This is a genomic window from Lentzea sp. NPDC036949, from assembly GCF_055608075.1.
In genome coordinates this window covers 1-13,126 of sequence record NZ_JBVJRA010000001.1, presented here as the reverse complement: position 1 = coordinate 13,126, position 13,126 = coordinate 1, and the positions used below count along the sequence as shown (strand labels likewise).

The window sequence follows — 13,126 nt, the reverse complement described above, 5'->3', positions numbered from 1 at the left end:
CACTGGAGGTCGGGCCGCAGGGGCTCGGCTGCATGGGGATGTCGGAGTTCTACGGTGCCGGCGACGACACCGAGTCGATCGCGGTCATCCACCGGGCCCTGGAGCTCGGCGTGACGCTGATCGACACGGCCGACATGTACGGCCCGCACACCAACGAGGAGCTGGTCGGCCGCGCGATCGCCGACCGCAGGGACTCGGTGGTGCTGGCCACGAAGTTCGGCATCGTCCGCGACGGCGACCGCCGCGGCGTGCGGGGCGACCGCGCCTACGTGCGGCAGGCGGTCGAGGGGTCGCTGAAGCGGCTCGGGGTCGACGTGATCGACCTCTACTACCTGCACCGCGTGCCCGCGGACACGCCCATCGAGGAGACCGTCGGGGCGATGGGCGAGCTGGTGGCCGAGGGCAAAGTCCGCCACCTGGGCCTGTCCGAAGCCGGCGCCGAGACGCTGCGCCGCGCCCACGCCGTCCACCCGATCACGGCGCTGCAGAGCGAGTGGTCGCTGTGGTCGCGCGACATCGAGGCGGAGATCGTGCCCACCGCACGCGAGCTCGGCATCGGCCTGGTGCCGTACTCGCCGCTCGGCCGCGGCGTGCTGACCGGCCGGTTCGCCTCCTCCGCCGACTTCGCCGAGGGCGACTTCCGCGCCGCGAACCCGCGGTTCTCCGGCGCGAACCTCGACGCGAACCTGAAGATGGTCGCCGACCTGCGCGCCCTGGCCGACGAACGCGGCGTCACCGCGGGCCAGCTCGCGCTGGCGTGGGTGCAGCACCGCGGGTCCGACGTCGTGCCGATCCCCGGCACCAAGCGGCTGAAGTACCTGGAGGAGAACGTCGCGGCGGCCGCCCTGGAGCTGTCCGAGGCCGACCTGGCCGCGATCGAGGCCGCCGTTCCGGCGTCCGCGGTGGCCGGCGACCGGTACCCGGACATGAGCTCGATCGGCCGTTAGAACACCTGTTCGAATCCATCCCCAGGGTTGTCCACAGGGTGGGGACAAGTGGCTGTGGACAACCCTGGGGTCATGTGGACAACTGGGCCGCGACAGTGGCCCCGAGCTCCCAGCACGCCTCCAGGTCGGCCTTGCCCGGCTCGCCCGTGACGACCACGTGCTGAGCCGCCTTCACCCAGTCCAGGCCGGTCGTGGTGGTCTCCACGCTCCTGACCGCACCGATAGTGTCGTTGTTGCCGTGCACATAAAGCCCGAACGGGCGACCGCGCGTGGAGTCCAGGCACGGGTAGTACACGGTGTCGAAGAAGTGCTTCAGCGCACCGCTCATGTAGCCCAGGTTCGCGGGTGTGCCCAGCAGGTAGCCGTCCGCTTCCAGGACATCCACAGCGGTTGTGGACAACGCGGCTCGGCGCACCACTTCGACGCCCTCCACCTCGGGGGTGGTGGCGCCGGAGACGACCGCCTCGAACATCGCCTGCAGGGCGGGTGAGGGCGTGTGGTGGACGATCAGCAGCCTCATGACCCCAGTTATAGCCAGTGCCGTGGTCAAGCGGTGCATGGGCGAGGTCACCGCCGCGCTGCGCGGCCTTGCCCGAGTGAGCCCGTGCCCGAAAATCTGTTCCGCTGATCTATGGATTCGGAATGTGCAGCTTGGTCGTCTGCGCAACATTCTTCGCAACGGAGTGCATTTGTGTCCAACTTCGTTGAGTGCGCTACCGTGTCCGTATGGAGTTCCTGAAAGTCGCGGGCAAGACGATTCAGCGGCCGTCGATCGAGGAAGAAGACCTCGTCGGTGAAGTAGCCGCGTTCCGCGGTGACTTCGAACTTGAGGCAGTCAGCGTCCGGCAAGGTGACCAGTCGGGCGTAACCGGTGAGGGGTCTGTTGCTGGTGCGCTCGTCTCCGACGTGGACCTGTCGGAATCGCATCTGGCTCCGCTCGTGCTTTCCGACGTCAGGTTCGAAGAGGTGAACCTGGCGAACGCCGTCCTCGCCGATGTGACCGCGCGGAGGGTGGACTTCCTCCGCTGTCAGGGGATCGGGCTTCGACTTTCGCTGAGGCAGGCTTCGGACATCTATGCGGAGGACTGCCGGTTCGACTACGCGACCATCAAGATCGATCAGGTCAAGAACGCCGTCGTCTTCCGTCGATGCTCATTCCGTGAAGCGGTTTTCGTCGGAGACCTCTCCAACGTGGTTTTCGATGAATGTGAGATGCCTCAGGTTGAATTCGAGGCCACCCGCGCGAGTGGCTGTGACCTCACGACCTCCCGGCTTGGCGACATCAGCGGTCTGTTGACCCTGCGGGGTGCGAAGATCGAAGCTGTTCAGGCCGGTTTCCTCGGTGCTCAGTTCGCCAAGGAAGCCGGCCTGACGGTTGCGGGCTGACCTACTTCTTGTCCCAGTTGTCCCACGTGGGCCGATTGTCGAATCCGCCGCCTCCGGTCACGTTGTCCCACGTGGGGTCGTTGTCAAAAGCGCTGATCCGCGTAGGTAGCTGACCGGTCCTGGTCAGCAGGTTCAGGAGCATCGTTCGACACTCCAGAATCCTGGCCTCCAGCAGCTGTTGATCGGTCAAGGCGTAATACTCCCTCCAGTAGTGAAATCTTGCTGTTCCGGCAGTAGTTGGTCGTGGTTCCATCCATGCGTCCATGCTCGAAGTAGCGGTTGGCGGGATGTCCGCCTCCGCAGAAGTCGAAGTACGGGCATGTGAGCCGGCAAGCCTTGACTCCCCGTGAGAACTCAGATACCCAGGAGTCTTCGGACGTCGATTGTTCGATGATCTCGGTCAGGGTGTTCTGCAGTACGTTTCCGCTGGAGAAGGTGCCCCGGTTCGACTCGAATCCCGCGAGTTCAGGCGAGATCAGGGTTACCGATCCGTCGTGGCCAACAGTCGGCAGAGGATCGAACAGCGTCTCATCGCGGTGCGTGGCGCTGTCACGCCTGAGCACCGCACCTGCATAGCTGAGAGCCCGCTCAAGCTCTCGGACGCGGACAGCGGGATTCTCGCGCCAACTCGCCGTGAGCGTCGTCCAGAAGTCAGTTACGACGTCTTGGCGATGAGCGTTGGTGGAGACGTTGACGCCTTCCTGCTCTTCGATGTTGACGCCCAGGTGCGTGATCCCGCACTCGACGGCGAAGGCGTAGAGCCTGCGAGCGCGCACGGGCGTTGGATCGGACACCACCGCGATGGCGTGAACCTCGTGACCATGAGCGCGCAGAAGTTCTACACCGCGCAACGCCTTCGCCTGCGTGGGCATCCGCCGCCGATCCACGCGGCTCGCGTTGTCGGCGGGCGCGCCATCGATGCTGACGCCCACGTGCACGTCCCGCTCCGCGAAGAACTCGCACCAGGCGTCGTCGATCAGCGTCGCGTTCGTCTGGACCACGTGTTTCACGTCGACATCCGCGAACGCGTCCATCAGCCGGCCGAGATGGGCTCGGCCGGTGGCCAGCGGCTCTCCGCCGTGCCAGCACACCTCGACCGTTCCGTATGCCGCCCACGGACGCACTGACGCGGCTACGGCCCGTGCCACGGCGAGCTTCATGGTGTTCCGCTCGTGCCGGAACGGCAGGTAGCAATAGGTGCAGTCGAGATTGCACAGCGTCTCCGGCTGCATGATGACCGAGGTCGGGCGAAGGAAGAGCTGCTGGTCCACGATTCCCCCTCGTTCGTGACGTGGTCCGAGCGCCGACCGGCTCATGAACCTCTCCGGTAGATCCGGTTGCCTCTGTTCCTACCGGGGTCAAACGATGTTTATGCTGATCAACGCGTTTACAAGAGTTGACAACGCGGACCGGGAGCGGGCGTGTCGGAGCTGAGTGACGCCCTCAGGGCAGCGCGCGAGGCGGCCGGGCTCAGCCTGTCCCGGATGTCTCAGCTCACCCACTACAGCAAGCCGTACCTGAGCCTGATCGAGAACGGCAAGCGCCGGCCGCTCCCGGACGTCGTCACCGCGTACGAACAGGCTCTTGGCGTTCCGCTGGGCAGCGATCCGATGCGCCGCGCGCACGAGTGGCTTGTCTCGGATTCCCCGATCGCCGTGCAGAGCCGTTCCGGCCGCAGGGTCGGCGGCTCCCTCGCGGACGCCGTAGAAGCTCGTGTGGTCGAGCTGCGGCACCTGGACGACGTGGTTGGAAGTACGGACCTGTTGCCCGCTGTGCGGCAAGAGCTGTCCGAGACGGAGTCGTTGGTGCGTGACGGTTCCTACTCCGAAGTCACGGGACGACGGCTGTTGACCGCGACGGGTGAGCTCGCCCAGCTCGGCGGGTGGGTCGCGTCGGACGCGGGCAGGTACGCGGAGGCTCAGCGGCTTTACCTCGGTGGAGTGTCCGCGGCTTCGGAGGCGGGCAACGATTCCCTTGCCGCGCAACTTTTTTCCTCGCTGAGCTACCAGATCGCGAACGTGGCCGACCCGCATGACGCGCTGTTGCTGGCGCGGTCCGCGGTGAAGGGTGCCCGCGATGCCACGCCCGTGGTTCGGACGCTGCTGTTGGAGCGGGTGGCGTGGGCGAGCGCCAAGACGAAAGACCACGAGGGAACCCGCCGCGTGCTCGATGCCGTGGACGACGCGTACGAGCAGAGGTCACCCGGCGTCGAAGAGCCTGAGTGGGTCTATTGGCTCAACAGAGCCGAAATCGATGTGATGGCCGGGCGTTGCATGATCGAGCTGGGCAATCCCGGCAAAGCTGAACCGCTGCTGTCAGCCGCCGTCGCCGCTTACCCGGAAGAGCACTCGCGGGAAGTCGCGCTCTACCTCTCGTGGCTCGCGGAGTCATACGCGCGGGTTGGTGCTCTGGACGCTGCGAGGGACACGCTGAGCCGAGCGCGGGAGTTCGCTTCGCGGATGCCGTCCGCGCGCACCGACGACCGGTTCAACCTCCTGGACAGCTTGCTCAGGGCATGAGTTGTGCGGCGCGCCGGAGACGACGGCCTTGAACATCGCCTGCATGTTCGACGATGGCGTGTGGTGGATGGTCAACAGACGCGGTATGTGTTCACGCTGACGGGTGAATCGTAGATCCGCAACTGTGGTGAGCACTGACATCGGGCAGCTCGATCAATAGAGTCACCCGTGCGAAGAGTGCCAGGATCAACTGGAGCGACGCGAGCCTTCTCGGACTTACCACCCGACGTGAGCAGAGGGCAGCGTTGTCCTCACACGCTCTTGGTGATTGACGAACTGCGTACGGCATCACAACGACCCGCTGTGCTCACTGGTGGGCTTCTTCGTTGTGGAGTCGTCATGTCGGTGTGGTGGGCTGCGGCAGGTGTGACGGCGGTACCAGCCGTCTCTCGGCTTGTCAGGCATTGGATCGAGCTGCGCTTTCTCCGTTGGGTTTACGAGCGCGGAGGCGCGAAGGACCTCAAGGTCGCCGCCGAGGCACTGCGGACGACTCGATCCCAGTCTCTTGCCAGGAAGCTCCTGCGACGCCGTGACCAGGGCGAACAGTGAATCCTGTTCCGTCGCGCCGGCACCGCTCATGTAGCCCAGGTTCGCGGGGAGGGCGTGTGGTGGAGGATCAGCAGCCTCATGGCGGTCAAAGCTATAGCCAGTCGCCGTCGGGGTCGGTCGGCTCCGCGGTGTCCACTCCGATGGCCTGGAGCTGTTCGGTCGTCACGACCGTTCCGTCGTCCGGCTTGGCCAGTGCGAGGATCTCCACCGTGAGGTCGACGAGCCGTTCCTGCGTCCGCTCGTGCAGGGTGGCCAGCTCGACGCACCTGTCCATGACGTCCGTGCCTTCGAACCGCTTGACCAGCAGGCCGCCCTCCAGCACGCCGGAGAGCGGGTGGCGGTTGCCGCGGTAGGAGTACGCCACGCTGCGGAAGAAGAACTTCAGCAGCTGGTCGTCGTTCAGGTCGAAGCCGAAGAGCTGCTTCAGGCCGCGCAGCAGTTGCCGGTGGTAGGTCTTCATGCGGGCGTACAGCGACTCGGGGTCCACCTCGTGGTGCTCCGGCACCGGATACGCCTCGAGGTAGGCCAGGGCCAGGTCACGCCGGGTGTACTCCATGCGCGGCAAGATAGATGACCATGACCCGTGCCAGCTACGACATTGTTGCGGCCAGCTACGCCCGGCTCCTCCCCGACGCCCACGACGGCCGCCCGTTCGACGCCGCGATCACGCGCGCCTTCGCCGAGCTGGCTGCGGGACGGGTCGGTGACCTCGGCTGCGGCACCGGCCGCATCACCCAGCACCTGCACGAGCTGGGCCTGGACGTGTTCGGCGTCGACCTCTCCGACGGCATGCTCGCCCAGGCCAGGCAGCACCACCCGCACCTCGACTTCCGGCAGGGCGACATCACGGCGCTCGACCTGGCGGACGAGAGCCTCGGCGGCGCGGTCGTCTGGTACTCCACGGTGCACATGCCGGCGCAGGACGTGCCGTGGCGGGAGTTCCACCGCGTGCTCAAGCCCGGCGGATACCTGTTGCACGCGTTCAAAGCGGGTGACGAGAAACGGCACCTCGACCACGCGTACGGCCATGACGTGGACTTGGACGTCTACTGGCACGACGTCGACGAGACCGTGCGCAACGCCACCGCGGCCGGGTTCAACGAAGTGGCCAGGCTCGTGCGTCAGAGGGGTGTGGACGAGGCAGGACCGCAGGCGTTCCTGGTGTTGCAACGCAACCCCGCGGCCAGGAAGACGTCCTAGAAGGTGTACACAGGAGGGACCATGAAGACCACCGCCCTATTGACCACGAGTCCTCGACAGCGTCGCATCACCTGGGGTTTCGGCCTCGCGATCGGCATCGGGATGATCGGGATCGGGCCCCTCTTCGCGTCGCTGTGGCCGGGGTTCGACCACAGCCCGTGGGACGTCAACACGATGTTGCTCGGACTCGGCGTGGGGCTCTGCTCGGTTGCCTACATCTTCGGCCGGATCGCGGTCGCGGCCGTGACGGAGGGACGCCGCACCGCGGTCGCCCCGCCGACCAGGAGGGCCTACTGGGTGGCCGGCGGGGGTTTCGCCCTCGCGGTGCTGTGCCTGCTGATCGCTCTCGCCGGCTGACGCCGGGAGCTAGCTGACCAGCGCTGTCACCCGTTCCCGCAGCTCAGCCAACCGCGTCCGCGCCGCCGCACGGGCGGACTCCAGTCCGTCCGTGACCGGCTCGACGACCTCCAGGTACGCCTTGAGCTTCGGTTCGGTGCCGGACGGCCGCACGATCACCCGCACGCCGGGGGCCGTCCACCGCAGCACGTCCGCGCCAGGCAGCAGGTCCTCGGACGTGAAGTCCGCCGGCGGTTCGGCGCGCAGCCGGGCCATCGTCGCGCCGATCAGCGACAGGTCGGTGTAGCGCAACGACACCTGGTCGGTCAGGTGCAGGCCGTGGTCCAGCGCGAGCTGGTCCAGCGCGTCGAGCAACGTCCGCCCGGCCGCCTTCAGGCCCGCCGCCAGGTCCGCGGCGACGACCGCGGCCGAGATGCCGTCCTTGTCCGCCACGAACTCCGGGTCGACGCAGTTGCCCAGCGCCTCCTCGTAGGCGAACACCAGGCCGTCACCGGCACGCGCGAGCCACTTGAAGCCCGTCAACGTCTCCGCGTACCGCGCGCCGTGCGCCTCGGCGATCGACTTCAGCAGCGACGACGACACGATCGTCGTGGCCACCAACGGGTCCGCGCTCTCCACAGTGGACAGCACGAGCGAGCCGAGCAGCACGCCCGTCTCGTCGCCGCGCAGCATCCGCCACGCCGACCCGTCCCGCACGCCCAGCGCACAGCGGTCGGCGTCCGGGTCCAGCGCGATGGCGAGGTCGGCGTCCACCGAGTCCGCGAGCGCGAGCAGCTCGTCCGCGGCACCGGGTTCCTCGGGGTTCGGGAACACCACCGTCGGGAAGTCCGGGTCCGGCACGGCCTGCGACCGCACCACGTGCACGTCGGTGAAACCCGCGCGCCGCAACGCTTCCACGGCGAACTGGCCGCCGACGCCGTGCATCGGCGTCAACGCGATCTTCAACGTCCGCGCGGTGCCGCTGGGCAGCGACGCGACCCGGTCCAGGTAGGCGTCGACGTCCGCGTCCGGCACGACCGAGTACGTCGAGGCGCGCGGCACCGACACCGCGGCGGGCACCGCCTCGATCGCCCGCTCGATCTCCGCGTCCGACGGCGGCACGATCTGCGAACCGCCGGCCAGGTACAGCTTGTAGCCGTTGTCCGCGGGCGGGTTGTGCGACGCGGTGATCTGGATGCCCGCCACCGCACCGTGCGCTCGCACCAGGAAGGCGAGCACCGGCGTCGGCAGCGGACCGGGCAGCACCCGCACGTCGAAGCCCGCTGCCGCCATGACCTCGGCGGCGGCGACGGCGAACTCCTCGGATCCGTGGCGCGCGTCCCTGCCGACGAAGACGAGCCCCGCAGCGCCGGACGCGCCGGACGCCTTCAGCCAGGCGGCCAGACCGGCCGTCGTGCGGACCACGGTGGCCACGTTCATGCCGTTCGTACCGGCCCGCACCGGGCCGCGCAGCCCGGCCGTGCCGAACGTCAACGGCCCCGCCATGCGGTCGGCGAGGTCCTCGCGCGCCGCGGCGTCACCGCCCATCGCCCGCGCCAGCACCCCCTGCAGCTCCTCACGGGTGGCCGCGGAGGGGTCGTCGGCGATCCACCGGAACGTCGCGTCGCGCAGTGCCGGCGTCAGGCTCATGCGCGGTCCACCAGCTCGCGCAGCAGCGTGCCCATGCGCTCGGCCGCGGCGGCACCGGCGTCCAGCACCTCCTGGTGGTTCAGCGGCTCACCGGTGATGCCCGCGGCGAGGTTCGTGACCAGCGACAACCCGAACACCTCGACGCCCTCTGCCCGCGCGGCGATCGCCTCGTGCACGGTCGACATGCCCACCAGGTCGGCACCCAGGGTGCGCAGCATGCGGATCTCGGCCGGCGTCTCGAAGTGCGGACCGGGCAGCCCCGCGTACACGCCCTCCTCCAGCGACGGGTCGATCTCCTGCGCGACCTCGCGCAGCCGCGGCGAGTACAGGTCCGTGAGGTCCACGAACCGCGCGCCGACCAGCGGCGACAGCGCGGTCAGGTTGAGGTGGTCGGAGATCAGCACCGGCTGCCCGACGGACATGCCCTGGCGCAGGCCACCGGCGGCGTTGGTCAGCACGACCGTCCGCACGCCCGCGGCCGCGACGGTGCGCACGCCGTGGACGACCTTCTGCACGCCCTTGCCCTCGTAGCCGTGGGTGCGGCCGAGGACGACGAGGACCTTCTTGCCGCCCACCTCGACGGACCGGATGGTGCCGCCGTGGCCGAGCGCGGTCGGCGCCTCGAACCCGGTCAGCTCCCCGACGGGGATCTCCGCGACCGGCTCGCCGATCACGTCGGCGGCGGGTCGCCAGCCGGATCCGAGCACGATCGCGATGTCGTGCTTCGCCACGCCGGTGCGGTCCTGGATCTCTTCCGCGGCCTTGCCGGCCAGCTCTTCTGGAGTCACCGCGAGAGCTTAAACCGGGGCGAATGTCGATGCGATCGCGTCGAAGAGGCGCTCCCGTGCCGCGTCCTCCTGTTCGGTCGGGACGGTGACCTCGACCACCCACAGGTCGGTGCTGTGGGGGAGCACGCGGGAGAAGTGCGAGCGCCGCAGCCCGGTCGCCTCGTCGCCCTCCACGGTCCGGTAGACGAACTGGATGCCGTCCTCCGACCGCGGCCCTGCGAGGTTGGGCGTCGGCACCTTCTCGCCGCCGTAGAACCGCGTCGCCCACCGCGCCTGCACGGCCGCCACGTACTCGGCGATCCGGCGCTTCGGGTAGAAGTCGGGGAACCGCTGCACCGCCACCTCGTACGCGCCGGGCGGCGACACGAAGTGCACCACCGCCGAGGCCGGCACGCGCTGGTCGGCCGCGCGCTGCTCCGCGTACTTCGTCCAGCTCTTGTCCACCTTCAGGGTGAACTTGCCGCCCTGGTCGCCGATCGCGGTCACCGCGTCCTCGGTGCGCTGCTCGAACGTCGGCGAGGCCGGCAGCGTCGGCAGCGTCGGCGCGCCTTGCTGGGCCGGCGGCAGCAGCGGCGCCCCGGCCACGAGCCGCGTCAGCGCGAACCCGCCGCCTGAGCCCACCAGGAACAGCAGGACCGCCGCGACCAGCACCAACGTCCTGCTCACCGGCGTGCGTTCCGGCGCCGTCGACCGCGTGACCAGGAACGGCAGCGGCCCCGGATCGGCGGCCAGCGGTGCGTCCGGCTCGATCCTCGGCTTCGGCCGCACGATCACCGGCGGCGTGCGCGGCGCACGCGCCTCGAACGCGTCCGTGCCCGGTTCCGGCAGCAGCGGGTACACCTTGCGCCGCACGTCGACCAGCGACATCCGCTGGTCCGGGTCCTTCTGCATCAGCCCGCTGATCACCGGCGCCAGCCGCCCGGCGCCCGCGGGCACCGGCACGTCGCCGTGGATGACCGCGTTGATCGTCTGCATGACGTTGCGGCCCACGTACGGCGGCTCACCGGCCATCGCCGCCCACACCGTGGCGCCCAGCGACCACCGGTCGGCCGCCGCGGACACGTCACCGCCCTGCGCCACCTCGGGCGCGATGTAGGCGGGCGTGCCGAGGGTGATGCCGCGGGCGGTCATGGTGGCCTCGGCGACGTTGCGCGCGATGCCGAAGTCCGTCAGCTTCACCCGCCCGTCGTCGGCGATCAGGACGTTGCCCGGTTTGACGTCGCGGTGCGTGATCCCGACCCGGTGCGCGGACTCCAGCGCCGCCGCGACCGCGTCCAGCACCGCCGCGCCCTGCTTCTCGGTGAGGCAGCCCTGTTCCTTCAGCACCTCGCCGAGGCTGCGCGAGGGCACCAGCTCCATCACCACGTACGGGTCGCCGTCGTGCTGGACCACGTCGTAGAGCGTCACCAGGTTCGGGTGCGACAGCGCGGCGACCGCGCGCGCCTCCCGCATCGTGCGCTCGCGCAGCTGGGCGGCTTCGGCGTCGGGCATGCCGGGCGTGTGCAGGATGCCCTTCACGGCCACCTGCCGCCCGAGCACCTCGTCGTGGGCGGCCCAGACCGTGCCCATGGAACCCTGGCCGAGCAGGTGCAGCAGCCGGTACCTAGCCGCGATCAAGCGCTCCTGGTCGTCCACCGGTCCATTGTTCCTGAGACACTTGCTGCATCGTTAACGGCGGTGAACCTCACATAGCCGAGCGCGTACCGGTCGGTGACACTGCAACGCATGATGGAGTTGGCCTTGCCCGCCGAATTCCGCCCGAACGAGTTCCCCGCGGCGTCGCGGGAACAGTGGCGTGACCTGGTCGACGCCGTGCTGAGCAAGACCGGCGCCAGTTTCGACTCCCTGGTCACCCAGACCTACGACGGCTTCTCCCTCCAGCCGCTCTACACCGCGGACGACGCGCTCGGCACCCCCTACGCGCTCGCGCCGGTCAAGCAGGGCTGGGACGTCCGCCAGCGCCACGCCGTGCCCGACCCGGTCGCGCTGATGAACGACCTCGAAGGCGGCGTCACGTCGCTGTGGCTCGCCGTGCCCGCCTCCTCGCTGGAACGCCTGCTCGACGGCGTCTACCTCGACCTCGCACCGGTCGTGCTCGACGGTGACGTCGAGGCGGCGCGGACGATGCTGCGGATCTACGACCAGGCGCCGCTGCTGGCCGCCGACGTGCGCGGCAACCTGGCCCTGGTGCCGTCGGCGGACACCTTGCCGGTGATCCGGGACGCCGTGTCGCGGTTCCCCGGCCTGCGGACGGTCGTGGTGGACGCGTTGCCGTTCCACGACGCGGGCGGGTCGGACGCGGAGGAACTGGGTGCGTCGCTGGCCTTGGCCGTGTCCTACCTGCGTGCTCTGGTTTCCGGTGGTCTGTCGGTCGAGTCGGCGTTCGCGCAGCTGGAGTTCCGCTTCGCGGCCACGGCGGACCAGTTCGCGACGATCGCGAAGCTGCGTGCGGCGCGCCGGTTGTGGGCGCGGGTGGGCGAGGTGTCGGGCGTGGACGTGCCGCAGGTGCAGCACGCGGTGACGTCGTCGGCGATGATGACCCGTCGCGATCCGTGGGTGAACATGCTGCGCACCACCGTCGCCACCCTGGCCGCCGGTCTGGGCGGTGCCGATGCGGTGACGGTGCAGCCGTTCGACGCGGCGATCGGGCTGCCGGACGAGTTCGCGCGCCGGATCGCGCGCAACACGCAGAACCTGCTGCTGGAGGAGTCGCACCTCGGCGCGGTGATCGACCCGGCGGCGGGGTCCTGGTACGTGGAGCAGCTGACCGAGTCGCTTGCGGTGGCGGCGTGGGCGTGGTTCCAGGAGCTCGAACGGGCCGGTGGGCTGCCGGGTGCCTCTGCGCTGGTCGCCTCGCGGATCGCGGAGACGTGGGCGCGGCGGTCGGCCCGGCTGGCGGACCGCAGCGACCCGATCACGGGGGTCAGCGAGTTCCCGGACCTGGCCGAGAAGCCGGTGGTCCGCCCGCCCCACGCGCCCGCCTCGGCCTCTCCGGTGTCCGCGGCCCCGCCCTTCGGAATCGATACCGACTCGCAGGCCCCCAGGGGGGACGCACCCCCCATCCCGATCATCTCAGGCGGGTCTGACAGTTTCGGGCTGCCGCGGGTGCGTTATGCACAGGCCTTCGAGGAGCTGCGCGACCTCGCCGACGCTCAGCCCGAACGCCCCGTGGTCTTCCTCGCCACCCTGGGCCCGGTCGCCGCCCACACCGCACGCGCCACGTTCGCGGCCAACCTGTTCAACGCCGGCGGTTTCGCCACCCCCGACGCGGGTCCGACCACCACGCCGGACGAGGTCGCAGACAGGTTCACAGCCTCCGGTGCCAGGATCGCCGTCCTGTGCGGCAGCGACAGCAGCTACGCCGACCAGGCCGGGCAGACCGTCGAGGCCCTGCGTGCGGCCGGTGCCGAGCGGGTGCTCCTGGCGGGCAAGAAGACCGACGCGGACGTGGACGGATTGGTCTTCGCGGGCTGCCCGGCGCTGGAGATCCTGAACAGCACCTACGACTTCCTGGGAGTGCAGCGATGATCCCCGACTTCGCGGACGTCGACCTCGGCTCGCTCCCGTCGGCGAAGTACGAGACCGATCTGCCCGTGTGGGAGACGCCGGAGGGCATCGCGGTCAAGCCGGTGTACGGGCCGCAGGACCTCGACGGCCTCGACTTCCTGCGGACCTATCCCGGTGTCGCGCCGTTCCTGCGCGGCCCGTATCCGACGATGTATGTCAACCAGCCGTGGACGGTGCGCCAGTA

General features: G+C 69.2%; 14 protein-coding genes. 7 read left to right on the top strand and 7 right to left on the bottom strand.

Annotated elements, in window-relative coordinates:
• Nucleotides 1-32: 32 nt before the first annotated feature.
• Entirely contained in the window at nt 33-947 is a 915-nt protein-coding gene (locus ACZ7CD_RS00070; RefSeq protein WP_470378387.1) for an aldo/keto reductase, read from the top strand.
• A 70-nt stretch (nt 948-1,017) separates the two neighbouring features.
• On the opposite strand, the gene ACZ7CD_RS00065 is transcribed toward ACZ7CD_RS00070, so the two are convergent.
• Entirely contained in the window at nt 1,018-1,467 is a 450-nt protein-coding gene (locus ACZ7CD_RS00065; RefSeq protein WP_470378068.1) for a flavodoxin family protein, read from the bottom strand.
• A gap of 206 nt (nt 1,468-1,673) precedes the next feature.
• On the opposite strand from ACZ7CD_RS00065, the gene ACZ7CD_RS00060 reads away from it, so the two are divergent.
• Nucleotides 1,674-2,333, top strand: coding sequence for a pentapeptide repeat-containing protein (locus ACZ7CD_RS00060; RefSeq protein WP_360396039.1), 660 nt, complete (start codon nt 1,674-1,676; stop codon nt 2,331-2,333).
• Between the two features lies 1 nt (nt 2,334).
• Here ACZ7CD_RS00060 and amcA read toward each other — a convergent pair whose 3' ends face one another.
• A complete protein-coding gene (amcA, locus tag ACZ7CD_RS00055) occupies nt 2,335-2,475 on the bottom strand; it encodes a multiple cyclophane-containing RiPP AmcA (RefSeq protein ID WP_458430270.1) in 141 nt (46 codons plus the stop codon).
• Entirely contained in the window at nt 2,417-3,604 is a 1,188-nt protein-coding gene (gene amcB, locus ACZ7CD_RS00050) for a cyclophane-forming radical SAM peptide maturase AmcB (RefSeq protein WP_470378067.1), read from the bottom strand. Before amcB ends, amcA begins: the two co-directional genes overlap by 59 nt.
• Before the next feature lie 150 nt (nt 3,605-3,754).
• Here amcB and ACZ7CD_RS00045 point away from each other — a divergent pair, with 150 nt between their 5' ends.
• Nucleotides 3,755-4,852: a helix-turn-helix transcriptional regulator gene (locus tag ACZ7CD_RS00045; RefSeq protein ID WP_360396045.1), complete on the top strand. Its 1,098-nt coding sequence runs from the start codon at nt 3,755-3,757 to the stop codon at nt 4,850-4,852.
• Nucleotides 4,853-5,492: 640 nt separating this feature from the next.
• On the opposite strand, the gene ACZ7CD_RS00040 is transcribed toward ACZ7CD_RS00045, so the two are convergent.
• Nucleotides 5,493-5,957, bottom strand: a complete 465-nt coding sequence (locus ACZ7CD_RS00040) for a hypothetical protein (RefSeq protein WP_360396047.1) — start codon at nt 5,955-5,957, stop codon at nt 5,493-5,495.
• 20 nt (nt 5,958-5,977) lie between these two features.
• Here ACZ7CD_RS00040 and ACZ7CD_RS00035 point away from each other — a divergent pair, with 20 nt between their 5' ends.
• Complete coding sequence (locus tag ACZ7CD_RS00035) at nt 5,978-6,601, top strand: class I SAM-dependent DNA methyltransferase (RefSeq protein WP_470378066.1); 624 nt, start codon at nt 5,978-5,980, stop codon at nt 6,599-6,601.
• 21 nt (nt 6,602-6,622) lie between these two features.
• The gene (locus ACZ7CD_RS00030; protein ID WP_360396051.1) at nt 6,623-6,958 is read left to right on the top strand and encodes a hypothetical protein; all 336 of its coding nucleotides are present in this window, start codon (nt 6,623-6,625) and stop codon (nt 6,956-6,958) included.
• 9 nt (nt 6,959-6,967) lie between these two features.
• Here ACZ7CD_RS00030 and ACZ7CD_RS00025 read toward each other — a convergent pair whose 3' ends face one another.
• From ACZ7CD_RS00025 to ACZ7CD_RS00015, 3 genes are read right to left on the bottom strand one after another with little or no spacing between them, the layout of a single operon-like run.
• A complete protein-coding gene (locus tag ACZ7CD_RS00025) occupies nt 6,968-8,587 on the bottom strand; it encodes a phospho-sugar mutase (protein WP_470373172.1) in 1,620 nt (539 codons plus the stop codon).
• On the bottom strand, nt 8,584-9,375 hold the full coding sequence (locus ACZ7CD_RS00020; RefSeq protein WP_458430274.1) for a purine-nucleoside phosphorylase: 792 nt from the start codon (nt 9,373-9,375) through the stop codon (nt 8,584-8,586). The genes ACZ7CD_RS00025 and ACZ7CD_RS00020 overlap by 4 nt, the downstream gene beginning before the upstream one ends.
• Nucleotides 9,376-9,384: 9 nt before the next feature.
• Nucleotides 9,385-11,010, bottom strand: coding sequence for a serine/threonine-protein kinase (locus tag ACZ7CD_RS00015; protein WP_470378065.1), 1,626 nt, complete (start codon nt 11,008-11,010; stop codon nt 9,385-9,387).
• Nucleotides 11,011-11,100: 90 nt separating this feature from the next.
• Between ACZ7CD_RS00015 and ACZ7CD_RS00010 the strand changes: the two genes are divergently transcribed.
• Together ACZ7CD_RS00010 and ACZ7CD_RS00005 are read left to right on the top strand one after the other, a co-directional pair.
• The gene (locus ACZ7CD_RS00010; RefSeq protein WP_470378064.1) at nt 11,101-12,903 is read left to right on the top strand and encodes a methylmalonyl-CoA mutase family protein; all 1,803 of its coding nucleotides are present in this window, start codon (nt 11,101-11,103) and stop codon (nt 12,901-12,903) included.
• Nucleotides 12,900-13,126 (top strand): methylmalonyl-CoA mutase family protein (locus tag ACZ7CD_RS00005; RefSeq protein WP_470378063.1); only part of this gene is annotated, 227 nt, incomplete at its 3' end. The genes ACZ7CD_RS00010 and ACZ7CD_RS00005, both read left to right, overlap by 4 nt.

Coding starts and splice junctions, on each gene's coding strand:
- ACZ7CD_RS00070 (WP_470378387.1), top strand. CDS start 33: ATGGGGATGTCGGAGTTCTACGGTGCCGGCGACGACACCGAGTCGATC.
- ACZ7CD_RS00065 (WP_470378068.1), bottom strand. CDS start 1,467: ATGAGGCTGCTGATCGTCCACCACACGCCCTCACCCGCCCTGCAGGCG.
- ACZ7CD_RS00060 (WP_360396039.1), top strand. CDS start 1,674: ATGGAGTTCCTGAAAGTCGCGGGCAAGACGATTCAGCGGCCGTCGATC.
- amcA (WP_458430270.1), bottom strand. CDS start 2,475: ATGCTCCTGAACCTGCTGACCAGGACCGGTCAGCTACCTACGCGGATC.
- ACZ7CD_RS00040 (WP_360396047.1), bottom strand. CDS start 5,957: ATGGAGTACACCCGGCGTGACCTGGCCCTGGCCTACCTCGAGGCGTAT.
- ACZ7CD_RS00035 (WP_470378066.1), top strand. CDS start 5,978: ATGACCCGTGCCAGCTACGACATTGTTGCGGCCAGCTACGCCCGGCTC.
- ACZ7CD_RS00030 (WP_360396051.1), top strand. CDS start 6,623: ATGAAGACCACCGCCCTATTGACCACGAGTCCTCGACAGCGTCGCATC.
- ACZ7CD_RS00025 (WP_470373172.1), bottom strand. CDS start 8,587: ATGAGCCTGACGCCGGCACTGCGCGACGCGACGTTCCGGTGGATCGCC.
- ACZ7CD_RS00010 (WP_470378064.1), top strand. CDS start 11,101: ATGATGGAGTTGGCCTTGCCCGCCGAATTCCGCCCGAACGAGTTCCCC.